The 21651-nt window shown below is 66.3% G+C and carries 21 protein-coding genes and 1 pseudogene; 8 read left to right on the top strand and 14 right to left on the bottom strand.

What is annotated here, in order from left to right; genetic code table 11:
- Nucleotides 1-139: 139 nt before the first annotated feature.
- Entirely contained in the window at nt 140-571 is a 432-nt protein-coding gene (locus NMQ03_RS05130) for a DUF2177 family protein (protein WP_255174673.1), read from the top strand.
- Between the two features lie 229 nt (nt 572-800).
- Here NMQ03_RS05130 and NMQ03_RS05125 read toward each other — a convergent pair whose 3' ends face one another.
- The 3 genes from NMQ03_RS05125 to NMQ03_RS05115 form a co-directional block, all read right to left on the bottom strand.
- Nucleotides 801-947, bottom strand: coding sequence for a hypothetical protein (locus tag NMQ03_RS05125; protein ID WP_255174672.1), 147 nt, complete (start codon nt 945-947; stop codon nt 801-803).
- 1 nt (nt 948) lies between these two features.
- A complete protein-coding gene (locus NMQ03_RS05120) occupies nt 949-2334 on the bottom strand; it encodes an OFA family MFS transporter (RefSeq protein ID WP_255174671.1) in 1386 nt (461 codons plus the stop codon).
- 161 nt (nt 2335-2495) lie between these two features.
- On the bottom strand, nt 2496-3302 hold the full coding sequence (locus NMQ03_RS05115; RefSeq protein ID WP_255174670.1) for a slipin family protein: 807 nt from the start codon (nt 3300-3302) through the stop codon (nt 2496-2498).
- Between the two features lie 185 nt (nt 3303-3487).
- Between NMQ03_RS05115 and NMQ03_RS05110 the strand changes: the two genes are divergently transcribed.
- Both NMQ03_RS05110 and NMQ03_RS05105 read left to right on the top strand, forming a co-directional pair.
- Nucleotides 3488-3940, top strand: coding sequence for an SRPBCC domain-containing protein (locus NMQ03_RS05110; RefSeq protein WP_255174669.1), 453 nt, complete (start codon nt 3488-3490; stop codon nt 3938-3940).
- 62 nt (nt 3941-4002) lie between these two features.
- A pseudogene (locus tag NMQ03_RS05105) lies at nt 4003-5677 on the top strand (FAD-binding dehydrogenase).
- Nucleotides 5678-5777: 100 nt separating this feature from the next.
- Here the strand turns inward: NMQ03_RS05105 and NMQ03_RS05100 are convergent.
- The 3 genes from NMQ03_RS05100 to NMQ03_RS05090 are packed head-to-tail and all read right to left on the bottom strand — an operon-like array spanning nt 5778 to nt 7530.
- Nucleotides 5778-6350, bottom strand: a complete 573-nt coding sequence (locus NMQ03_RS05100) for a DUF1254 domain-containing protein (protein WP_255174668.1) — start codon at nt 6348-6350, stop codon at nt 5778-5780.
- Nucleotides 6347-7021 carry a DUF1214 domain-containing protein gene (locus tag NMQ03_RS05095; RefSeq protein WP_255174667.1) on the bottom strand — a complete coding sequence of 225 codons (675 nt, stop codon included), beginning with the start codon at nt 7019-7021 and terminating at the stop codon, nt 6347-6349. Before NMQ03_RS05095 ends, NMQ03_RS05100 begins: the two co-directional genes overlap by 4 nt.
- Nucleotides 7018-7530 (bottom strand): GNAT family N-acetyltransferase, encoded by a 513-nt coding sequence (locus NMQ03_RS05090; RefSeq protein WP_255174666.1) that lies wholly within the window; start codon nt 7528-7530, stop codon nt 7018-7020. The genes NMQ03_RS05095 and NMQ03_RS05090 overlap by 4 nt, the downstream gene beginning before the upstream one ends.
- 50 nt (nt 7531-7580) lie before the next feature.
- Between NMQ03_RS05090 and NMQ03_RS05085 the strand changes: the two genes are divergently transcribed.
- On the top strand, nt 7581-8471 hold the full coding sequence (locus NMQ03_RS05085) for a potassium channel family protein (protein WP_255174665.1): 891 nt from the start codon (nt 7581-7583) through the stop codon (nt 8469-8471).
- 10 nt (nt 8472-8481) lie between these two features.
- Here the strand turns inward: NMQ03_RS05085 and NMQ03_RS05080 are convergent, their stop codons facing one another.
- The 4 genes from NMQ03_RS05080 to NMQ03_RS05065 are packed head-to-tail and all read right to left on the bottom strand — an operon-like array spanning nt 8482 to nt 12503.
- Nucleotides 8482-9249, bottom strand: coding sequence for an amino acid ABC transporter ATP-binding protein (locus tag NMQ03_RS05080; protein ID WP_303694825.1), 768 nt, complete (start codon nt 9247-9249; stop codon nt 8482-8484).
- Nucleotides 9246-10292, bottom strand: a complete 1047-nt coding sequence (locus NMQ03_RS05075; RefSeq protein ID WP_255174664.1) for an amino acid ABC transporter permease — start codon at nt 10290-10292, stop codon at nt 9246-9248. Before NMQ03_RS05075 ends, NMQ03_RS05080 begins: the two co-directional genes overlap by 4 nt.
- Before the next feature lie 6 nt (nt 10293-10298).
- Nucleotides 10299-11207, bottom strand: a complete 909-nt coding sequence (locus tag NMQ03_RS05070; RefSeq protein ID WP_255174663.1) for an ABC transporter substrate-binding protein — start codon at nt 11205-11207, stop codon at nt 10299-10301.
- A 27-nt stretch (nt 11208-11234) separates the two neighbouring features.
- Nucleotides 11235-12503 (bottom strand): alpha-hydroxy acid oxidase, encoded by a 1269-nt coding sequence (locus tag NMQ03_RS05065; protein ID WP_255174662.1) that lies wholly within the window; start codon nt 12501-12503, stop codon nt 11235-11237.
- Between the two features lie 140 nt (nt 12504-12643).
- Here NMQ03_RS05065 and NMQ03_RS05060 point away from each other — a divergent pair, with 140 nt between their 5' ends.
- The 3 genes from NMQ03_RS05060 (at nt 12644) to NMQ03_RS05050 (ending at nt 15655) form a co-directional block, all read left to right on the top strand.
- Nucleotides 12644-14266 carry a CdaR family transcriptional regulator gene (locus tag NMQ03_RS05060; protein WP_255174661.1) on the top strand — a complete coding sequence of 541 codons (1623 nt, stop codon included), beginning with the start codon at nt 12644-12646 and terminating at the stop codon, nt 14264-14266.
- Nucleotides 14267-14320: 54 nt separating this feature from the next.
- On the top strand, nt 14321-14827 hold the full coding sequence (locus NMQ03_RS05055; protein WP_255174660.1) for a DinB family protein: 507 nt from the start codon (nt 14321-14323) through the stop codon (nt 14825-14827).
- Between the two features lie 90 nt (nt 14828-14917).
- Nucleotides 14918-15655: a hypothetical protein gene (locus tag NMQ03_RS05050; protein ID WP_255174659.1), complete on the top strand. Its 738-nt coding sequence runs from the start codon at nt 14918-14920 to the stop codon at nt 15653-15655.
- Between the two features lies 1 nt (nt 15656).
- Here the strand turns inward: NMQ03_RS05050 and NMQ03_RS05045 are convergent, their stop codons facing one another.
- On the bottom strand, nt 15657-16574 hold the full coding sequence (locus NMQ03_RS05045) for a CPBP family intramembrane glutamic endopeptidase (RefSeq protein ID WP_255174658.1): 918 nt from the start codon (nt 16572-16574) through the stop codon (nt 15657-15659).
- A gap of 15 nt (nt 16575-16589) precedes the next feature.
- Nucleotides 16590-17639, bottom strand: coding sequence for a LuxR family transcriptional regulator (locus NMQ03_RS05040; protein ID WP_255174657.1), 1050 nt, complete (start codon nt 17637-17639; stop codon nt 16590-16592).
- 168 nt (nt 17640-17807) lie between these two features.
- Here NMQ03_RS05040 and NMQ03_RS05035 point away from each other — a divergent pair, with 168 nt between their 5' ends.
- Nucleotides 17808-18242: a nuclear transport factor 2 family protein gene (locus tag NMQ03_RS05035; protein WP_255174656.1), complete on the top strand. Its 435-nt coding sequence runs from the start codon at nt 17808-17810 to the stop codon at nt 18240-18242.
- A gap of 25 nt (nt 18243-18267) precedes the next feature.
- On the opposite strand, the gene ppsA is transcribed toward NMQ03_RS05035, so the two are convergent.
- Together ppsA and NMQ03_RS05025 are read right to left on the bottom strand one after the other, a co-directional pair.
- Entirely contained in the window at nt 18268-20679 is a 2412-nt protein-coding gene (gene ppsA / locus NMQ03_RS05030; RefSeq protein WP_255174655.1) for a phosphoenolpyruvate synthase, read from the bottom strand.
- 146 nt (nt 20680-20825) lie between these two features.
- Nucleotides 20826-21644: a pyruvate, water dikinase regulatory protein gene (locus NMQ03_RS05025; protein WP_255174654.1), complete on the bottom strand. Its 819-nt coding sequence runs from the start codon at nt 21642-21644 to the stop codon at nt 20826-20828.
- Nucleotides 21645-21651: the final 7 nt, after the last annotated feature.

Raw genomic sequence — 21651 nt, 5'->3', positions numbered from 1 at the left:
CCATCCTGTATGGGGTGGAACCGGCACGGTTGCCGGTTCCACTCCTGCAAGTATGCGGATCCGGGCAGTCCACACCCGGCCGTGGCTGCGAACCACTCCTGAACCGCACCCGAGCCCCACCCGAGCCAAGGAGCCCGCCATGAGCCCCCGCACCAAGAACTGGTTGACCGCCTACGTGGTCAGCGCCCTGATTTTCGCCGTGCTGGATGTGGCATGGATCCTGCTGGTGGCCAACCCGCTGTACCAGAGCCAAATCGGCGGGTTGCTGGCGCCCAAGGCCAACCTGCTGGGCGCGGTGCTGTTCTATGTCATCTTCGTGGCGGGCATGGTGCACTACGGCATCCGGCCCAACGACCCGCTGGCTACGCTGGGGCAGCGCGTCACCGGCGCTGCCCTGTTCGGGTTCTTCACCTACGCCACATGGGCGCTGACCGGTTTCGCCGTGCTGAAGGACTTCACCGCGCTGGTGGCCGTGACGGACATCCTCTGGGGCGCCGCGGCCTGCAGCCTGGTCACGTGGGTGACGGCCACCATCCTGCGGCGGCGGCTCATGAAGCCTGCCGCGGCCTGACGGTTCGCACCCGCGTCACGGACGGCACGCTTTAAACCCCCAAACGGCGGCGAACCCCCGGAATTCCGGGGGCCGCCGTCGTCCGTCCTGCCAAAACCCTGCTCTGGGTGACGCCCGGCGGACAGACTGGCCCAGTTTTCAGCGCAGGGCGCGGGAACCAACGGGCAACCACAGCCGTTGGGCCGCCAAAACCGGGCCAGTGTGACACTCGGAGCAAGAACTCAAGAACTCAACCGAACAGGGCGGCCACCTGGGTCAGCGTTTGGAAGACGCCATAGGCCAGCGGGATCCCCACCAGGACCCAGGCCAGGACCAGCCTGCCGGTGGACTTGCGGACCGGCTCGTGTGCGCCGTGGGTGTGTGCGGTGCTGCTCATTTCAGGCCTCCATGGTGGATTCGTGCCGCTCGGGGCGGGATTCGTGGAACCGGGCGTCTACAGGCTTGACCAGCAGGTTGGCCACAAAGCCGATCACCAGCAGTGCCACCATGGTCAGCAGCGCCGGCTGGTAGGACACCGCGTTCAGCTGGCCGGGCTTGCCCTGTGCGTCCAGGATGCTGTTGACGATCAGTGGCCCGGCCACACCGGCGGCGGACCACGCGGTCAACAGCCGGCCGTGGATGGCGCCCACCTGGTACGTCCCGAACAGGTCCCGCAGGTAGGCCGGGACGGTGGCAAAGCCGCCCCCATAGAACGAGATGATGACGAAGGCGAGCACCACGTACAGGGCCGTGGCGCTGGAACCGGCCAGCGCCAGCACCGTGTACAGCACGGCACCCACGCCCAGGTACACCATGTAGATCCGCTTGCGGCCCGTGACGTCGGAGGTGGCCGACCAGGCGAACCGGCCGGACATGTTGCCGATGGACAGCAGCCCAACGAAGCCTGCGGCCACGCCGGCGCTCACCAGGGACTTACCGTCGGACTGCCGGAAGAAGTCCTGGATCATGGGCGCCGCCTGCTCCAGGATGCCGATGCTTACCGTGACGTTGCAGAACAGCGCCACCCACACCAGCCAGAACTGGCGCGTCTTGATGGCGTTCTTGGCAGAGACATTCTCCGTGGTCACCAGCTTGGCCGCCTTGACCTTGGAGGGGTCGAACCCGGCCGGGCGCCACCCGTCGGCGGGCACCCGGACGGTAAACGCGCCGAACAGCATGTAGGCGAGATAGACGACGGCGAGGGTCAGGAAGAGCTTGCCCACGGCGTCACCACTGGCAACCCAGCCCTGGGTACCGGAGTTGGGATCGTACGCCTTGAGCAGGGCCTGGGATACCGGGCTGGCGATCAGTGCGCCGCCGCCGAAGCCCATGATCGCCATGCCGGTGGCCAGGCCCGGCCGGTCCGGGAACCACTTGATCAGCGTGGACACCGGCGAGATGTAGCCGATGCCCAGTCCGATGCCGCCCACCACGCCGTAGCCCAGGTAGACCAGCCAGAGCTGCCGGGTGAAGATGCCCACCGAGCCTATGAGGAAGCCGCCCGCCCAGAACATCGCGGACGTGAACATCGCCTTGCGCGGGCCGTTGGTGTCCACCCAGGTGCCCATGACCGCGGCGGAAAGGCCCAGCATGACAATGGCGATGGAGAAGATCACGCCCACCTCGGTGAGGCTGGCACCGAAGTGCTTGACCAACGCCGTCTTGTACACGCTGGTGGCGTAGGCCTGGCCGATGCACAAGTGGACGGCGAGCGCCGCCGGAGGGACCAGCCAGCGGTTGAAGCCCGGCGGGGCGATGGAGTGGTCACGGTCCAGGAAGCCCATGGTTGATTCCTTTTACTTGTCGATGACGTCGATGTCTGATCGATCCAGAGGCGTAAGACCTTGATGAGCCCAGGCCCCTTGCCTTGGGCAATCATCATGCAAATCATCAGCAAACGTACTGTTGGCGCGCCGAACGGCGGGGATTTTACGGCGAGCGGCGTTCAGGCGGCCTTGATGGGTGGCTTACCGGACGATGCCGCCTGGCCCTCCCGGGCCAGGAACGCCGAGAGTTCGCCGATGGTACTCATAAGCGGCGCCGGGAAAACAACGGTGGTGTTCTTGTCGACGCCGATCTCCACGAGGGACTGCAGGTTCCTGAGCTGCAGGGCCAGCGGGTGGGCCATCATGGTGTCCGACGCGTCGCCGAGCGCCGTGGCGGCGATGGCCTCGCCTTCGGCGGCGATGATCTTTGCCCTCTTCTCGCGTTCAGCTTCAGCCTGGCGGGCCATGGCCCGCTTCATGCTTTCAGGCAGCTGGATGTCCTTCAGCTCAACCAGCGTGACCTCCACGCCCCACTCGACGCTGAGCACATCGAGGATTTTCCGGATGTCAGCGTTGATGCGCGCGGTCTCGGACAGGGTCTGGTCCAGGGTGTGCTGGCCCACGACTTTCCGCAGGGTGGTCTGGGCGATCTGGTCGATGGCCGCGGCAACGTTTTCGATGGCGACAATGGACTTCACGGCGTCCACCACGCGGTAGTAGGCCACGGCCGAGACGTCCACGCTCACGTTGTCCTGGGTGATGATGCCCTGGGACTGGATGGGCATGGTGACGATCCGCAGGCTGACCAGCGGCAGGCGGTCGATGACCGGGACGATCAGCCGCAGCCCGGGATCCCTGACACCGATGACCCTGCCGAGCCGGAAGAGCACGCCCTTCTCGTATTGGCGCACAATCCGGATGGACATCCTCGCCACGATGAGCAGCAGGATGACGACAATAATCGCGATGACAGTGGTGGGGTCCATCAGGATCCCCTCCTGGTTTGTTGAGCGGAAGGTGCCGGTGCCGGGGCCGGCACCGTGACAGGAGTCCTGGCTCCATTGTCCCACCAACTGGCCGAAGGAAGCCTGGCTCGCACAGGCGGAATGTGCCTCCTGCCGGGTCCCACTGCCACCTGTTCGCCGGACACCGGTGGTGGCAGAGTGGAACGATGAGCGAGCACACGTCCGGCCTGGTCCTGAACCTGGAATGCACGGTCCCTGCTAAGCCGGAGGAAACATTCCGGCTGCTGACGGAACCGGACGAACTGGCAGCCTGGTGGGGCCCGCACGGCTTTACCATCCCGGCGGTGGAGGTCAATCTGGTGGCCGGCGGCCGCTACCGGTTCACCATGGCCCCGCCGGAGGGCGAGCCGTTCCATCTCTCCGGTACGTTCCTGGAAATCGACCCGCCCTGGCGCGTGGTCTACACGTTCTCGTGGGAAGAACCGGCACCCGACGACCGGGAGACCGTCGTCGATCTCTCCCTGGCCCGGGCCGACAGCGGGACCCATGTGGTCCTCTCGCAGGGACCGTTCCTGACGGAAGAACGGCTGGCACTGCACACCGCAGGCTGGAGCGATTCGTTCCAAAAACTCGGCACGGTCCTCGCGGGACGGGCGTAGCCGCTGCCCTGCTGTAGGTTGATGCTGGACTCTCACTTATCGTCAGGCAGGGCGGGGATCGCATGGACGCGGACGTCATCATTATCGGCGGCGGGCTGGCCGGGCTCGTGGCCGCCAACGAGCTGGTCCGAGCCGGACGGCGGGTGGCCATCGTGGACCAGGAGAACGCGGCCAACCTGGGCGGCCAGGCGTTCTGGTCGCTGGGCGGCCTCTTCCTGGTGGACACCCCGATGCAGCGCCGGCTGGGCGTGAAGGATTCCTCTGAGCTGGCATGGCAGGACTGGCAGGGTTCGGCGCAGTGGGACCGCCTCACCGGCCCCTGCCCGGAGGACGAATGGGCGGCCAGGTGGGGGCGCGCGTACGTGGAGTTCGCCGCCGGTGAGAAGCGCGCGTGGCTGCAGCAGCAGGGCATCCGGTTCACCCCGCTGGTGGGCTGGGCCGAGCGCGGTGATGGCAGGGCCGGCGGCCACGGCAACTCGGTCCCCCGCTTCCACGTCCCCTGGGGCACCGGCACCGGGGTGTCGGAACCGTTCGCGGACAAGGCCCGCGCGGCTGCTGCGGCGGGCGCCGTCAGGTTTTTCTTCCGGCACCGGGTGGACGGTTTAACGTACGACGGCGGCACGGTCACCGGGGTGCGGGGCGCGGTGCTGGCGCCTGATGACTCCCCCCGCGGGGTGTCCTCCACCCGGGACATGGTTGGGGACTTCGAATTGCGGGCGCAGGCGGTGGTGATTGCGTCCGGCGGGATCGGCGGCAACCACGGGCAGGTGCGCCGCTGGTGGCCGGAGCGGCTGGGGACGCCGCCGGGCAGGATGGTCACCGGGGTGCCGCAGCATGTGGACGGGCGGATGCTGGACATCGCCGACGACTCCGGCGTCCGGCTGGTGAACCGTGACCGCATGTGGCACTACACGGAGGGCATCCGGAACTGGAACCCCATCTGGCCGGACCATGCCATCCGGATCCTGCCCGGGCCGTCGTCGCTCTGGTTCGATGCCCTGGGCCGCCGGCTCCCCGCACCCGGCCTGCCCGGCTACGACACCTTGGGCACCCTCCGCCTGCTCCGGACCACCCCCGAGCTTCAGCCGTACGACCATTCCTGGTTCATCCTCAACCAGCGCATCATCGAAAAAGAGTTCGCTCTTTCCGGCTCGGAGCAGAATCCGGACATCACCAACCGGGACCTCAAGCTCCTGCTGAAGACCCGGCTGGGCCGCGGCGCGTCCGGCCCCATTGAGGCGTTCAAAGAGCACGGCGCTGACTTTGTGGTGGCGGACAACCTGGCGGAGCTGGTCAGCGGGATGAACGCCCTGACGGACCAGCCGCTGCTGGACCACGGGCACCTCCGGCGGCAGATCGAGGAGCGCGACGCCGAGATCCGCAATCCCTATTCCAAGGACAGCCAGGTGGTAGCATCCGGAACAGCGGCGCTACCTGGGAGACCGGCTTTTCCGCACCGTGAAGCCGCACCGGATCCTGGACCCGAAAGCCGGGCCGCTGATCGCCGTGCGTCTGCACGTGGTCACCCGGAAGACCTTGGGCGGAATCCAGACGGACCTTACAGGCCAGGCAATGGGACGGGACGGCGTTCCCGTTCCCGGGCTTTACGCTGCCGGGGAAGCTGCAGGTTTCGGCGGCGGCGGCGCCCACGGGTACAACGCGCTCGAAGGCACTTTCCTGGGCGGGTGCATCTTCACCGGCCTCACCGTGGCCCGCACGCTCGCCGCCGCACTCTAAGCCCCCGCTGTAGCCCGGGGTGCACCAAGGCCCGGGCCGCGCCAAAGTCAGCTGTGGCACCCGGCCCTGTGCCGCCGTCGTCCGTTGTGCCTTCTTGAAGTTACGGCAGGGGCGCCAGTCGCAGCTGCGTCGAGAGCCTGTGTGCGGTTGCAAGGTCGCCGTCGTCGTAGACCAGCACGCGGCCGATGAGGAGCACCGAGCGGCGCGGCGAAGCGATATGTCCCATCCCGCCCGGGACATCACCGGTCCATCCAGGCCCCGTGATGAGGAAATCCCCTGCCCCTGTGCCGGTGGTGCGCTTGCCCACGTAGGCGAAATTGGTGTTGTTGGAGGGGTTGGTGAACTGCACGCTGTAGTAGCGCCCTCCCATGTCCGGCACGTGGAGCACCAGCGGACCTTTCGAGAGGTCCAGCCAACCCAAGGTCAGGAGGGTGTCCCGGTTGACACCGGCCGATGCCACCCGGGAGGTGCCCGCCGGAACATTGAGGGGGTCGGCGAAGAGCGCCTGCGACTGGGTGTACAGGGTATTGACGGGAATGGGACCTTCGCCGAAGCCCTTGACCACGATGGCCCGCTTGAACACGGACAGGAGCATGCGGGGCCAAAAATAGGTGGCAGCGAACCACGTGGCCGCCATGACCGTGCCGAAGATGAGCAGGTGTTCCAGACTCATGGCGTCCCGCCTCCCGCCCTGGCCACTGCCGGAACCACATAGCTTCCGTCCAGGACTGCCGGGCCGGGCTCGTAGACACGCAGCCAGAGAATGAACTTTCCGTCCGGGGCGGGCAGCCAGTTACGTTCGCGGCCTGCCGGAGGGGTGGCCTGGATGCAGACCTCAACAGAGCCGTCCGGGCCGGGGACCAATCCGGACCTGTCGCTCACGCTGTACCGGCGGAGGGGGTTGGCCACGAAGCGGTTCCTGGCATCGCCCATCGTCAGCGACCAGAAGGCGTTGGTGGGCGGCAAACCGCCCGGCGGGAACCGGAGGACGTACTCATGCCGGCCGGTCAGTTGGGCGCCCGTCGCATCCGAGTTGGCCCACCAGTAGACCGCCTCTTCCGGTGTGTTCACCGGGCCCGGGAACAACTGCGCGCAGGCAGCGCGCATCAGCACGCCGTTGCCCGGATCGCCCAGGCCGGGCATGGTGACCCACCCGTTCACACGGACGGCTTTGATCCTCGCGTACACCTGGGCAGTAACGAAAGCCAGGCCAAAGCCAATCAGAAAGCCCTGCAGCACATCGCTGCGGACGGTCCGGTTCAGCGGGAGGAAGAGCATGGCAAGGATGAACGCCACGCAGATGATGCCCACCAGCGCGGCGAAGTAGGCATAGGCCCTCCTCAACGTTCCGTTGCTTCCTTGGCCCTCCGGACCAGCCGCAGTTCGGGAAGTGCCTCCCATTCGGGCGGCAGGGTGTTGCGTTTCCCGTCGGGCCGGAATCCCTGTTTCAGGTAGAAGGCCAGGGCGCGCGGGTTGTTTTCCAGCACCCACAGGTACGTCGGACCGGAGCCGACGGCGGCACGCACCAGTGCTGCCCCCAGGCCGGTTCCATAGGTGCGCCGGAGGGTGTAGATCGCGTAGAGCTCCAGCGCCCCGGGAGCATCCGCCTCCCGCCCGGGTCCGGCGTCCGCGGAGCCCACCAGCTGGTTGTCGGCGTCGAAGGCGAGGATCCGCGGCTCATGGGTGTCCAGGAACGCCCGCCGCCGCTCCACCCGTTCCGGGATGCCGGCCCGGCGCCGCTCGAAGAAGGCCGGCGAGAGCAGGTGCGGGTAGCACTCCTCGTGCGCCAGCGTCTGCATGAGCACCACCGCCTCGGCGTCCTCCGGGGTGGCCTGGCGAAGTCGAAAGTCCATGGCGCCAGCCTAGCCAGCGGACCGGCACTCCGCGGCACTTAAGATGAGGCATGGACTTCGAGGGCGTGCTTTTGACGGCGGTTGGCGCGGCGCTGATTCTGCTGATGATCGCCGACGTCTTCCACACACTGCTCTACCCGCATGGCTCCGGTCCCGTGGGCCGGACCATCATGCGCGGGTTCTGGCTGCTGTCCAGGAAACTGCGGGGCGGCGCCTCATCGGTCGCCGCCCCGCTGGCCATGGCTGCGGTCATCGCCGCATGGGCCACCCTGGCTGCCGTGGGCTGGGCGCTCCTGTACCTCCCCCACCTGCCGGACGGCTTCTCCTATTCAAACGACATCCCCCGGCAGGCGGACTTCGCCGAAGCGCTTTACATTTCCCTGGTGGCCCTGTCCACGGCGGGGTTCGGTGAAATCGTGGCCATCCATCCGGTCCTTCGCCTGGTGATGGCGTTCCAGGCCGTGGCAGGTTTTGGCCTGCTGACCGCCACGGTCTCCTGGATCCTGCAGACCTACCCGGCGCTGAGCCGGCGGCGTGCCCTTGCCCACCGGCTCAACCTGTTCCGGGAAGCGGCAGGAACCTCCGGCATTGCCGCGCTGGAAGCCGGTCATGCGGCGGGACTGCTGGAGGCGATGGCCGAAAACGTGGCCTCCGTCAGCATCGACCTTCTTTCGTTCCACGAGACCTACTACTTCCACGAGGTGGAACAGCGGGGATCGCTGCTTACCACCGTTGCCTACGCCCACCAGTTGGCCTCGGAAGCCCAGGCCAGCGACAACCCTGAACTGCGGTTTGCCGGGCGCATGCTCTACGCGGCCCTGGATGACCTGGCAGAAGTGCTGCGCGGAAAGTTCGGCCATGTGGGAGACACATCCTCCGACGTGTTCGACCACTACGAACTCCACCACCGGCACCGGCGGCCCCCGGAAACGCGGGCGTGAGCGCCAGAAGTTACAGCACTTTGGAAAGGAACTCCTGGGTCCGTTGGTGCCGGGGATTATTGAGAACCTCCCGCGGCGGCCCGGCCTCCACCACCACCCCTTCATCCATGAAGACCAGCGTGTCCGCGACCTCACGGGCGAACCCCATCTCGTGGGTCACCACCACCATGGTCATGCCGCTCCTGGCCAGTTCCTTCATGACCTCGAGCACCTCCCCCACCAGCTCGGGGTCCAGGGCACTCGTGGGCTCGTCAAAGAGCATCAGCTTGGGGTCCATGGCAAGGGCACGGGCGATGGCCACACGTTGCTGCTGCCCGCCGGACAGGTGGGCCGGGTAGGCGTCCCCCTTGTCCCCCAGCCCCACACGCTCCAGCAGCTCTTTTGCCCGGGCGGTGGCTTTGGCCTTGGAGAGGCCTTTCACCCGGATGGGGGCCAAAGTTATGTTCTCCATGGCCGTCAGGTGGGGAAAGAGATTGAAACGCTGGAAAACCATCCCGATTTCACGGCGTTGAAAGGCCGCTTCCGAGAGCTTGAGCTCGTAGAGCTTGCCGCCCTTCTGGCGGTAGCCCACCAGCTCGCCGTCGATCGAAAGACGGCCGCCGTCGACCCTTTCCAGATGGTTGATGCAGCGCAGGAACGTCGACTTGCCCGATCCGCTCGGCCCCACAATGCACAGCACCTGGCCGCGGCCCACCTCCAGGCTTATACCCCGCAGGACCTTGTTCGTACCGAAATTCTTGGAAACCTTCTCGGCAAGCACCATCGGCACGCCCGTCATCCCTTACCTCCAAAGTCATTGCCAAGCGGCGCGCCTGGCTCTCCCGGAAGCACCGCTCCGGGGGCTGCCGTCGGGCCTGCCGCTTGTGCCGTGTCCGACGTCGGTGACCGCCTGCCCGAGTCCGCCCGGCCGGTGCCGCGGGAAAACCTCTTCTCGATGAAGTGCTGGCCCACCATCAGGACTGACGTGAAAAGCAGGTACCAGAGCGACGCCACGATCAGCAGCGGGACCGGGGTGAAGGTAACGGCGGAGATCCCGCGGGACACGCCATACAGGTCGATGCTCAAGGGGATGGCGGCCACCAGCGAGGTGGTCTTCAACATGGAAATCACTTCGTTGCCGGTGGGCGGAATGATGATCTTCATGGCCTGCGGGACCACGACGAACCTCATGGTCTGGCCCCAGGACAGGGCCAGCGCCGTGGCGGCCTCCTCCTGGCCCCGGTCCACGGACAAGAGTCCTGCACGGACGATCTCGGACATGTACGCGGCCTCGTTCAGGCCGAGCCCAATGACGGCGGTGATGAAGAGGTTGGTGAAGATCCCGTTCGGGATGGTGACCCACGGGTCCATGAACGGAATGCCCAGCGTGAACACCGGGTAGATCAGGGACACCAGGCCCCAGAAGACCAGCTGCACGTACACCGGGGTTCCGCGGAAGATCCAGATGTACAGCCAGGCGATGTTCTTCAGCACCGGATTGGGCGACAGGCGCATGATGGCCAGCACCAGGCCGATGACGATCGCGCCGATCATGGCGTAGATGGTCAGCGACAATGTCACCCACGCAGCCTGGCTGATCCGGCGGTCAAAGATGTATTTGCCCACCTCCGGCCAGCCGTAGTCCGGGCGCTGTGCGGCGTCCAGCACAAACACCGCCAGCCCGAGCACCAGGACAACGGCAATCAGAATCCGCCAGGGGTGGCGGAGCGGAATCGCGACGATGGCCTCGGGCGGAGCATCGTCCGCGGCGCGCCCGCTGCCGCTGCGCGGGCCTCTGCCGTGGTCCGCCTCAATCATTCCGTCGGATTCCGCCCTGCTCATGTTCTGTTACCCCTTGGATGCCACGTTGAGTGCAGCCGTCTTTATTCCACCGGCTTCCACTCCCCACTTGGACAGGATCTTGGTGTAGGTGCCGTCGTCGATCAGCGACTGGAGCGCCTTTTGGAGGACCGGAGTGAAGTCGCTGCCCTTGGCGACGGGGATGCCGTATGGAGCCACTTCAAATGCGTCGCCGGCAGTCTGCAGCTTGTCCTTGGTCTTGGAGATCGCATAGAGGGTGACGGGCGAGTCAGCGCTCATTGCATCCACCTGCCCCACGGCCAGTGCATTGGTCGCCTGGTCCTGCGCGTCGAACTTGAAGATCTGAATTGCGGGCTTGCCTGCGTCGGTGCAGGCTTTTGACTTCTTGGGCACTTCGTCGGTGTCCTCATAAGTGGTTGCCTGGACAGCCACCTTCAGTCCGCAGGCGTTGTTAGGGTCCACGGTCTTACCCTTGGGGGCTGCCCACTGGATGACGGCCGAGTAGTAATTGAGGAAGTCCACCTGCTTTTCCCGTTCTTTGGTGTCCGTGAACGAGGACATGCCCATGTCGTCCTTGCCTGCACGCACCGCGGGCAGGATGTTGTCGAAGGTGCCGATATCGAAGTTGACCTTCAGGCCCATCACCTTGCCCAGTGCATTGGTGAGGTCAACGGACCACCCGACCGGCGCCCCGTTGTCATCCTTGAACTCGTTGGGCGGGTAGTTGTTGGCCATGCCGACGTTCAGGACCCCGGCACTCTTGATTTTGTCCGGCAGGGACGCCGCGATGGAGTCGTTCTTTTTGACGTCGACGGCGGCGGCGGTGCCGCTCGCCGAGGCGGGCCCGGTGGCGGCCGGCTGGCTGTTGTCCACGCATCCGGAGAGCGCGAGTGCCGAGGCTACGGTAAGGACGGGGAGTACGTATCTGGTGCGCATGGCTTCCTTAGCTTTCAGGGATCTTCTTTAGTTGTTGCCTGACTTCGTTGTCTCAAGAATTTCGCCGGAAGAACGGAGGTCCCGGAGGATCTCCCCACCCCTGGCTTTCAGCTCAGGGACGCTGGAAACACCTACCAGCGTCATGGTACGCCTGAGTTCGTCCGCGAGGATGTCAATGATGCGGCCTACGCCAGGAGAGCCCGCAGCGACCAGACCGTAGAGGTAGGCCCGGCCGATGGAGCAGGCGTCTGCTCCGAGCGCCAGCGCCTTGAGGATGTCGCTGCCCCGCCGGATTCCCGAGTCCACGTAGATCTCCAGCGAGTCACCCACCCGCTGCCGCGATTCCTGGAGGACGTCCATGGGGCTCAGCATGTGGTCCAGCTGGCGGCCGCCGTGGTTGCTCAACTGCACGGCGTCCAGCCCGATCCGGGCTGCCTTGTCCACATCGGATGGGTTGACGCAGCCTTTGAGTACGATCTTGCCCTGCCAGGCCTGACGCAGTGCTTCGAGTTCCTTCCAGCCGCTGGATGCGTCCGAATGGCCCAGGATGTGCTGCCACATGGAGGGGGTGACCATGGGGGTGGCAGCGGCACTGTGTGGATCCAGATTGGGGAAGCTGATGCCCTCTGACTTCAGGAAGTTGACCCACCAGGATGGGCGGCGGGCAATGTCAGCAATCGTCGAAAGCGTCAAGGCGGGCGGAGCGGTAAAGCCGTTGTGGAGGTCGCGTTCCCTTGCACCGAGTGCACGGGTGTCGACGCCGACAATCAGTGTGGTGAATCCCGCAGCTTCGCAGCGTGCCAGTTTGTCCTTCGCGGCCTGCGGGTCCGAGCCCAGCCCGAAGTTGAACCAGCGGTCCAAGCCGGGGTGGCTCCGGGCAATGGTCTCCATAGCCACTGTGCTGAGCCCGGCAAGTCCGTAAGGGATGTGGGCGCGGTCGGCTGCCGCCGCGACGGCTGCCTCTCCCTCGGGGTGGAACAGCCGGGTGGCGCCGGTGGGGGTCAGCGTCAGTGGCAGGGCGCTGGTCCTGCCAAGCAGGGCTGTACTGGTATCAGGTCCCTCGACCGGCCCCCAGCTGGGCATGAGGGCCCAGGAGTCGAAGACAGCGCGATTGCGGCGCAGCGTCACCTCGTCCTCTGACCCGCCGTCGAGGTAGTCGAAGATTCCGGCGGGCAGGACTTTGCGCGCGGACTTCCGGTATTCCTCCACGTTGTACGCGTTGGCCAGCACGCGGCGCCGCCGGGGGAATACGGGTGCTTTGACCTGGATGAGCTCCTTGGCTTCGCTGATCTTCAATGACGGCCTTCCACTGCTTGCGCTTGCGTTCGTTGACTTCAGCGTAGGAAGCCGCGGGCTGTGCGACTATAGAGAAATCCACAAGGCAGGAGTTTTCGAATTAGCGCAAACTACCAAAGTGACTGCTTCGGCGCTGCCGCGTGACCGCCGTCGAGCCCCTCTCCCTGCCCACGCTTTCGGATGTGGCACGCTCCACGGATTCGGAGATTGTGCGCCTGGTGGAGATGCCTGACCATGACCAGCAGGCGGTGGCGGGCTCTGTCCTGTACGACTCCATGGCCCCGCCCGCGAAGTATCCCGGGGCTCTTGCCCTGGCCATTGGCCTCTCGTTGTCCGGAAAGCGCCTGCGGGCCAAGGTCCAGGACCTCGCCGACGCCGGCTATGTGGGAATCGTTTACAAGACCAATGGAAAACCGGACATCGTGCTCCGGGCGGCCGCCCGCGAGACGGGAATGGCGCTCTTTCGGGCCTCGGATTCAGTGCCATGGAACCAGTTGGCAGAGATCATGGATGCGGCCGTCATACCGCACCGCCAGTCGGGGCGGACACTGGTGGACATCCGTCCCGGCGACCTGTTCGATCTCGCCAACACAGTGGCCGCGCAGGCAGGGGGTGCCGTGGCCATTGTGGATCCCGACCAAACCATCCTTGCCTATTCAACACTCCCGGACCAGCCCATCGATGAGACGCGGCGCAGTTCCATCCTGCGCCTGCAGGTACCGCGCTCTGCCGAGACCGACAGGGACTACCGGCGCGTCCATGCTGCCAGCGATGTGGTGGACGTGAAGACCGAAGACCCGGAGCTGCGCCGCACCGCCATATCCATCCGCGCGGGAGCGGGCGTGCTGGGATCTCTCTGGCTCCTGGAACGGGCCGGTCACCAGAATAAGGATGCAGCCCGGATCCTGCGGGAAGCGGCGAACGTGGCTGCACTCCATATCCTGCACAAGCGCACCACTTACGTTTCGAACCTCACGCGGCAGTTGGACATGGTGCAGCCGCTGCTGTTCGAACCCAAACGCGCCGAGCTGGCAGCTATCCGGCTCGGTATCTCCGCGGACTCCATCCGGGTGGCGGCGCTCACGGCGTGGCCCGCGGACGCAGTTGCTGCCCAAACACTGCAGTCACGCCTCCGCCTCTTCGACACCATCCGAACCGCCTGCGCTATCCGGTTGCCCTCTGCGGTCTGCGGACTTTCGGACAACATTGTGTATGTCGTACTGCCACAGGGAACCGATTCCGACTGGCACTTCCAGCGCGGCGCCATCCTGGCCATTGTCAGGAATGCGCGGCGGGCCCTCGGCCGCCCCGTCCTGGCCGCACTGGGCAGCGCGGCTACCGTAAACCGGCTTGCAGAGTCCCGGATCAATGCCGAGACGGTCCTGTCCGAATTGGTCCGCACCGTTGCGGAAGGACAGATCGACCCGGACTCGGACCAGGTGGTGGCCGACGATGAATCGCTGGGCTCGCGCCTGCAGCTGCGCCGGATTGTATCCTCGTTGACCGCGGCCGGGCAGCTGCCCGGAGTGCACGCCATGAGGATTGCAGAGTACGACGAACAGCACAGGAAATCCTTTGAGGAGACCATCCGGGCCTACCTGAGCTGCGGCGGCAACGCGATGGATACGGCCAATGCACTGAAGGTGCACGTCAATACAGTCCGCTACCGCTTGTCCAGGGTGAAGACGCTCTTCGGCATCGAGCTCGATGATCCCGAGACACGCCTGCTCGTGTGGCTGCAGCTCTGGGCGAGGCACAACTAAAGCGCGGATTAGTCGGGCCACGGCGGCATCCCCCCTGCTTGGTAGGGTCTGCGTATGGCACCCCATTCCCATTCCATGGATGACGTCATTTACGAACCTGAGCGCGTCCAGTTCGAGTTCTTCCTGGACGAGCACCGGGCTGCGCTGGATGAGTGCCTGGACGGGCTGACCGAGGAGCAGGCCAGGCGCCGGCTGGTTCCGTCCCGGACCACCCTTTTGGGGCTGGTGAAGCATGCCACCTTCGTCGAAAAGGTCTGGTTCGATGAGGCCTTTACCGGACGTCCGCGCAGGGAGATCGGCATTCCGGCCACCCCGGACGAATCATTCATCCTGGACGACGACGATACCGTCGCCTCCGTCCGCGCGGCCCACCGGGAGGCCTGCGCCGTCTCCCGGGCCGCTGCCGCCCCTCTTGGCCTGGATGACCTGGTGACAGGAAACCGGCGGGGACCTGTGCCGCTGCGCTGGGTCTACCTCCATATGCTTCGCGAACTGGCGCAGCACTGCGGCCATGCGGACATCCTGCGCGAGCAGATCATGGCGGAGGCGAACGCGGGCTGAGCGGCGTCCCCGGCCCGTCAGCGCAGTCCGTTGTAGCCGAGCGGGGCCGGGCGTAAACTCAGCCCACCATCCATGCGGAGGCGAAAAGCCATGAAGACCATCCGGACGCGGGCCCTCGAAGCGGAACACCACGCCACGCTCAGTCCCGGCGACGACGAACGGTTCTCCGGGTACGGCGTGATGGGGCTGACGTTCAGCACCGGCCATGTCCTGGCCATGCGTCGCTTCCCCGTGACCAGCGTGGGGCCGGGCTACACCTCGGTCTGGCTGCGCCAGCCCTCCGGTTCCTGGACCATTTACGCGAACGCAGCACCGGATGTTTCCTGCGCCCGCTATTTCAGCGCCGGCCTCACTGATGCCGTCCAGTGCGACGTCGGCGTCGACTGGACCGGCGACACGTCCTTCACCGTGACCATCGGCCAGGAAGTGAACCTCACCTGGAACGTGGAACTCGGGTCGACGCCCATCACCGCTGCTATGAGCGCGGTGATGACGGCGCTGCCGAACAAGCTTTTGTCCAACAAGGCATTCCTGAAGTCGATGGGTTCCGCCGCAGGCCCCATGCTCAGCGCTGGACACCTCGGACTGACGGGCAGTGTTCCCAACAAACAGGGCTTCCGGGCCAAACCCCGGCGCATGTGGTTCATCTCCCGCAGCACGGCAACCCTCGGCGGCGAGGACCTCGGCACCCCGCAGCCACTCACCGTGCAGACCAGGCTGGGTGATTTCTGGATCCCCCAGCGCGGCATCTTCGTGATTGGCGCCTCGTCCTTCGACCGGTTCGATCCCGCGCAGCATCTTCCCGCCACCACCCGCAGGACCCCGTAAGCTACCTCCGCCGGCGCGGCGGCCGGTGCCGGGACCGGACGTGAATCGGCAGGAACCGCCGCGGACCCGTCATCTCGCCCCGGCTTGTCAGGGCCACGGCGGCAACCAGCAGCCACATGGTGGCCGCCTGCCCCCACGGGTAGACCTGTTGGGGAACTCCCGGTGCCAGCGGGTTGAGGATGAACTGGAATGCCGCCAGGCTGGCGTGCATCACGGCCGCCACGAACACGCTCCCCGTGTGCTCGTAGACCCAGACCATGAGGACCCGGTAGGCCGTCAGCTGACCGGCCAGGACACCGGCAACCCACAGCGGCATGAAGACCGCCAGCGGCACTCCGCCGTTCGTCCCGCCACCACCCCAGTAGTTCACGAAGAAGTGCCAGGCGCCCCACAGCACCCCCACCAGGACCCCCGTCCAGAGAACGCTGTAATGCTGCCGGGCCCTCGGAATGGCGAACCCGGTCCACCCGATCTCCTCGAAAAGCCCGACCACCAGCCCCAGCACCACTCCCGTAACGAGTGTCCCGCCCCGGTCCGGCTCCGTGGCAATCCGCGGCGCATAATCCAGGGACGATATCCAGAGCACCAGCACGGGTGCGGCCAGCGTCACGGGAGCGGCCAGCAGGGCGAAGAGGTACCAGCGCCCCTCGACCCGCCAGATCCGCAGCCGCGCCCAAAGCTCCCGGTACCCTTCCCGTCCCGACACGATTCCTGTCAGGACCAGGCCTGCCACCGCGGGCCCCAGCAGCATGGTAAGCACCGTAGCGGGGATGGTGCGCTGGAACTGTTCGGGTGTGGGCGACAGGCCGCCGGTGACCATCCATACGGCCGTCACGATGGCTCCCCAGGACAGGAGGAAGGTCACGGCGAAGTACCACGGCAACGGGTGCCTGCGCATGGAATCCGCCAGCGCATGCATGTGTCCTCCCTTCCCTCACGCCACGAGCCGCGCCACCAGCTCGCCCCGGCTGCCGACGCCCACCTTTTCGAAGACCGATTTCAGGTGGTCGTGCACGGTATGCGGGGAGATAAAGAGGTGCCCGGCAATCTCCGCGGTGGAACCGCCCGACAGCACCTCCAGGCAGACGTCCCGCTCCCGTGCCGTGACGCCGTACGCCATCAGCAGCAGGCTGGCGAGTTCATGGGTGGTGGCAGGTTCCACGGTCACCACCATCTGCTCCGGGTCATCGCCGGTGATCAAGCGGCTGGCCTGCAGCACCACCCAGCTGTTCCCGGCGTCGCGCATCCTCGCCCGCGCCGTCCCGGATGCTGCGGCGTGCGCCTGCGCCACCACCCAAAGGAGCGTCTGGCTGAAGCGGCCGGGCGCCGCGTCCTCCACCGCGGCCAGCCAGGACGCAGCCGCGGGCGTGGCTGCACGCAGGTCCCCGTGCAGCCCGGCAAGGACAATGACGGGCCCGACGGCGGCAGGCCCGGCGGGGTGCGCCACGCGGACGGCCGCCCTGGTCGCCGCAGCCAGGGTGGCGGATACCGCGCCCAGGAATTCCACCTCGCGGTCGGTGAAGTCGCGGCCGCCTTCCCGGAAGATGCTGCCCACTCCCCAGCACGCCTCGTCCACACGGAAGGCGGCACGCAGCTCATGTTCCAGGCCCAGGGGCTTGAGCAGATCGTTGATCCGGACACTGCGCACCACCTCCCGGTGCGGCGCGTCCGAAATCCTGGCGATGGGGCGGGGACGCCGCAGCAGTTCCACGAAAGTGTTCGGCTCCCGGCCGGTGTACTCGGACTGGGCAAAGCGCAGGAAATATTCCTCGAACTGGTGGCTGGCCACCGGCCACGGCTGCCAGTTGGTGATGGAGGTCATCACCATGGAGTCGGGGTCGACGGCGGCCCAGCAGCCCTGCTCGAACGGCACTTCCCGCTGCACGACGGCCAGCGCCGCCGCGTAGAGGCCGGCCAGGTCCATCCCGCCTGCGGCCATGGCGGCGATGTCACGCCGGGCACGCTCCGCGCGCTCCTCCCACATACCTCCAGTATCGTCGCGGCGGCCAGCGCCGCAATCCCCTGAATTGGGGGTTTCCGGTGTGACCCGAACCCCCCGGCGGGGGGATCGCAACGGTGCGTTCCGCCGTCGTACGTTTCCTTCGTGGACGCGGGCACCGGGCCCGGCGCCGGCACATCAATGGAGGCTGTAATGGGACAGGCACGCGACGTCATGGACCGGCTGATGGCGGCCATGGACGCAAAGGACAGGGAAACGCTGGCGGGCTGTTACGCCGTGGACGCCGTGGTCCGCACCCCGGACCAGGACGCGATCACCGGCCGACAAGCCATCACGGACTATTACTCACACTTCTGGGAAGCGATGCCGGACGTCAGGTACGAACGGACTGCCACGCATGAGGCCGGGGACGTGGCCGTCGTCGAAGGCTTCGTCGTTGGCACGAACACCGGGCAGCTGAGCCTGCCCACCGGCGGTACGCTGCCGCCCACCGGAAGACAGCTCAGGGTCAGGAGCTGCGACGTCGCTACGGTGAAGGACCGCGTGGTTACCTCGCACCACGCCTACTTCGACCAGATGGAACTCCTGGGCCAGCTCGGGCTGCTGCCCGAGCCGGCCCAGGGGTAAGGCCCAGGGGTAAGGGGCCTACCCGCTATACGCCGGCAGCCGCGGCGACGTTCGGCGTCTCCTCCGACGCCCCGGCGAGCCGGATCCAGGTGTCCACCACGGTGTCCGGGTTCAGCGAGACGGAATTGACGCCTTCCTTCACCAGCCACTCGGCGAAGTCCGGGTGGTCGCTGGGGCCCTGGCCGCAGATGCCCACGTACTTTTCCCGGGCCCGGCAGGCCTTGATGGCCATGCTGAGCAGCTTCTTCACGGCGGCGTCCCGCTCATCGAAGCTGTTGGCCACGATGGCCGAGTCGCGGTCCAGGCCCAGGGTCAGCTGGGTCATGTCGTTGGAGCCGATGGAGAAGCCGTCGAAGTATTCCAGGAACTCGTCGGCAAGCAGCGCGTTGGAGGGCAGCTCGCACATCATGATCACTTCGAGGCCGTTTTCGCCGCGGCGCAGGCCGTTCTCAGCGAGCAGTTCGATGACGCCCTGCGCCTCGTCCAGGGTCCGCACGAACGGGATCATCAGCTTGACGTTGGTCAGGCCCATCTCGTTGCGGACAAAGGACAGGGCCTCGCACTCGAGGTCGAAGCAGTCCCGGAAGGACGGCTCCAGGTAGCGGGACGCGCCGCGGAAGCCGATCATCGGGTTCTCTTCGTGCGGCTCGTAGACCGGCCCACCGATCAGGTTGGCGTACTCGTTGGACTTGAAGTCGGACATGCGCACGATCACCGGTTCCGGCGCGAACGCCGCAGCGATCGTGGCCACGCCTTCGGCCAGCCGCTTGATGTAGTAGTCGCGGGGGCTGTCGTAGGCGCTGATCCGCTCACGGATCTCGGCGGCCACGTCCTCGGGCTGGCTGTCCAGGTTCAGCAGGGCCTTGGGGTGGATGCCGATCTGCCGGTTGATGATGAACTCCAGCCGCGCCAGGCCCACGCCGTGGTTGGGCAGCTGGGCGAAGGTGAAGGCCTGCTCCGGGGTGCCGACGTTCATCATGACCTTCACCGGCGCCTCAGGCATCTGGGTGATGCCGGTTTCCTCAACACTGAAGTCCAGCAGGCCCTGGTAGATGGTGCCGGTCTCGCCGTCGGCGCAGGAGACAGTGACCTCCTGGCCATCGGACAGCGAGTCAGTGGCGTTGCCGGTGCCCACGACGGCGGGAATCCCCAGTTCGCGGGCGATGATGGCGGCGTGGCAGGTACGGCCGCCGCGGTTGGTGACGATGGCGGAGGCCCGCTTCATGATGGGTTCCCAGTCGGGGTCCGTCATGTCGGCCACCAGGACGTCGCCGGTCTGGAAGGAGGCCATCTGGTCGATGGCGGTGAGGATCCGGACCTTGCCGGCGCCGATCCGCTGGCCGATGGCGCGGCCTTCCACCAGCACGGGCCCGCTTTCGTTCAGGCGGAACCGGCTCATGCTGCCGGGGGCCCGGCGGGACTGCACGGTTTCCGGACGTGCCTGCAGGATGTACAGGCCGCCGTCGATCCCGTCCTTGCCCCACTCAATGTCCATGGGACGGCCGTAGTGCTTCTCGATGGCGACGGCGTGGCGTGCAAGCTGCTCCACGTCGTCGTCCGTCAGGCTGAAGCGCGAGCGCAGGGAGTCCTCCACCGGGACGAAATCGATGGTGCGGCCGATTTCGCTGCTGTTGGTGTACGTCATCTGCAGGGCCTTCTCGCCCAGGCCGCGCTTGAGGATCGCCGGGCGGCCGGCCTCCAGGGCGGGTTTGTAGACGTAGAACTCGTCCGGGTTCACGGCACCCTGCACGACGGCTTCGCCCAGGCCGTAGGAGGAGGTGACGAACACGGCGTCCTGGAAGCCGGACTCGGTGTCCATGGTGAACATGACACCGGACGCACCGACGTCGGAACGCACCATGCGCTGGATGCCGGCGGACAGTGCCACCTCGGCGTGCTCGAACTTGTGGTGCACGCGGTAGGCGATGGCGCGGTCGTTGTAGAGGGAGGCGAAGACGTCCTTGATGGCCTGCAGGATGTTCTCGATCCCGCGGACGTTCAGGAAGGTTTCCTGCTGCCCGGCGAAGGAGGCATCGGGAAGGTCCTCCGCGGTGGCGCTGGACCGTACCGCCCAGGACAGGTCGGCGGAGCCGGCGTGCTTGTCCACCAGCTGCTGGTACGCCTCGCGGACCTGCGCCTCGAAGTCCGGCAGGAAGGGGGTATCGCGGACCAGGGAGCGGATTTCCTGGCCGGCGGCGGCCAGGGCCGTCACGTCATCCGTGTCCAGTCCCACCAGCCGGTCGGCAATCTTCTGGTCCAGGCCGGAATCGGACAGGAACCTGCGGTACGCGTCCGCCGTGGTGGCGAACCCGTCCGGAACCTGGACGCCGGCCGAGGTCAGGTTCTGCACCATCTCGCCCAGGGAGGCGTTCTTGCCGCCCACCTTGTCCAGGTCCTTGAGTCCAAGTTCAGAGAACCACAGAACGTCAGTCGTCATGTTTACTGCTCCTTTGCAGAGGGTGGCGTAGGCATCGCCGGCCGCGCACGGTAGTGCTTACCGGAAGAAAGATCCAGCTAACAGTTTCAGGTCTTCAGCGGACTTTCCACATGATGTGCGCTACGCCACGTTTGTGAAATTCCGGGCTAGTGCTTGAGGTTCATCCGCTGCAGGATGGTGGCCGCCATCTCCTCCACGGAGACGGTGGCCGAGTTCAGGTACGGAATGCGGTGCGAGACGTACAGCTGCTCGGCGCTGCGCAGCTCAAAACCGCACTGCCGCAGCGACGCATACGGGGAGCTGGGCCGCCGTTCGGTCCGGATCTGGCTGAGGCGCAACGGGTTGGAGGACAGGCCGAAACACTTCGACACGAAAGGCCGCAGCGGCTTGGGCAGCCCGTCGTGCTGGAAGTCTTCGTCCACCAGTGGAAAGTTTGCGGCGAAGATCCCGTGCTGGAGCGCCAGATACATGGTGGTGGGCGTCTTGCCGCACCGGGACGGGGCCACCAGGATCACTTGGGCCTTCTCCAGCGCACGCAGGCTCTGCCCGTCGTCGTGCTCCATCGCGTACTCCACCGCCGCCATCCGGGACTGGTAGCGCGCGGCGTTCCCGAGCCCGTGCGCGCGGCCCGGTTCGCCGCTGGCCGGTGCCCCCAGCGCCTGTTCCAGGACTCCCACGTGCGTACCGATCAGGTCCACGATGACGCCCTTGCAGCCGCCCAGGATCTGGCGTATTTCGCTGCTGACGGCGGTGGAAAAGACCAGCGGCTGCGGCCCGGTGGCAGCAAGGCCGTCGATGGTACGCACTACGGACCGGGCCTGTTCAGCCGTGGTGATGAAGGGAATGGTGACGCGGTCGAAGTTGTCCACGGGGAACTGCGTCAGCAGCGTATTCCCCAAGGTTTCCGCGGTGATGCCGGTGCTGTCCGACAGGAAGTAGACAGGCCGTAGAGCAGCAGTGGTCATGGGATGA

Origin of the sequence: Arthrobacter sp. DNA4, from assembly GCF_024362385.1 — a bacterium.
Lineage (GTDB): Bacteria > Actinomycetota > Actinomycetes > Actinomycetales > Micrococcaceae > Arthrobacter.
Note: the sequence above shows the minus strand (reverse complement) of the source record. Positions and strands in the feature narration are given on the sequence as shown.

Bases quoted from the DNA above. Each gene is read 5' to 3' on its own strand.
- NMQ03_RS05115 (WP_255174670.1), bottom strand. From the start codon at position 3,302: ATGGACCCCACCACTGTCATCGCGATTATTGTCGTCATCCTGCTGCTC.
- NMQ03_RS05110 (WP_255174669.1), top strand. From the start codon at position 3,488: ATGAGCGAGCACACGTCCGGCCTGGTCCTGAACCTGGAATGCACGGTC.
- NMQ03_RS05045 (WP_255174658.1), bottom strand. From the start codon at position 16,574: ATGCATGCGCTGGCGGATTCCATGCGCAGGCACCCGTTGCCGTGGTAC.
- NMQ03_RS05125 (WP_255174672.1), bottom strand. From the start codon at position 947: ATGAGCAGCACCGCACACACCCACGGCGCACACGAGCCGGTCCGCAAG.
- NMQ03_RS05025 (WP_255174654.1), bottom strand. From the start codon at position 21,644: ATGACCACTGCTGCTCTACGGCCTGTCTACTTCCTGTCGGACAGCACC.
- NMQ03_RS05070 (WP_255174663.1), bottom strand. From the start codon at position 11,207: ATGCGCACCAGATACGTACTCCCCGTCCTTACCGTAGCCTCGGCACTC.
- NMQ03_RS05055 (WP_255174660.1), top strand. From the start codon at position 14,321: ATGGCACCCCATTCCCATTCCATGGATGACGTCATTTACGAACCTGAG.
- NMQ03_RS05040 (WP_255174657.1), bottom strand. From the start codon at position 17,639: ATGTGGGAGGAGCGCGCGGAGCGTGCCCGGCGTGACATCGCCGCCATG.
- NMQ03_RS05050 (WP_255174659.1), top strand. From the start codon at position 14,918: ATGAAGACCATCCGGACGCGGGCCCTCGAAGCGGAACACCACGCCACG.
- NMQ03_RS05035 (WP_255174656.1), top strand. From the start codon at position 17,808: ATGGGACAGGCACGCGACGTCATGGACCGGCTGATGGCGGCCATGGAC.
- NMQ03_RS05080 (WP_303694825.1), bottom strand. From the start codon at position 9,249: ATGACGGGCGTGCCGATGGTGCTTGCCGAGAAGGTTTCCAAGAATTTC.
- NMQ03_RS05090 (WP_255174666.1), bottom strand. From the start codon at position 7,530: ATGGACTTTCGACTTCGCCAGGCCACCCCGGAGGACGCCGAGGCGGTG.
- NMQ03_RS05130 (WP_255174673.1), top strand. From the start codon at position 140: ATGAGCCCCCGCACCAAGAACTGGTTGACCGCCTACGTGGTCAGCGCC.
- NMQ03_RS05120 (WP_255174671.1), bottom strand. From the start codon at position 2,334: ATGGGCTTCCTGGACCGTGACCACTCCATCGCCCCGCCGGGCTTCAAC.
- NMQ03_RS05100 (WP_255174668.1), bottom strand. From the start codon at position 6,350: ATGAGTCTGGAACACCTGCTCATCTTCGGCACGGTCATGGCGGCCACG.
- ppsA (WP_255174655.1), bottom strand. From the start codon at position 20,679: ATGACGACTGACGTTCTGTGGTTCTCTGAACTTGGACTCAAGGACCTG.
- NMQ03_RS05085 (WP_255174665.1), top strand. From the start codon at position 7,581: ATGGACTTCGAGGGCGTGCTTTTGACGGCGGTTGGCGCGGCGCTGATT.
- NMQ03_RS05075 (WP_255174664.1), bottom strand. From the start codon at position 10,292: ATGAGCAGGGCGGAATCCGACGGAATGATTGAGGCGGACCACGGCAGA.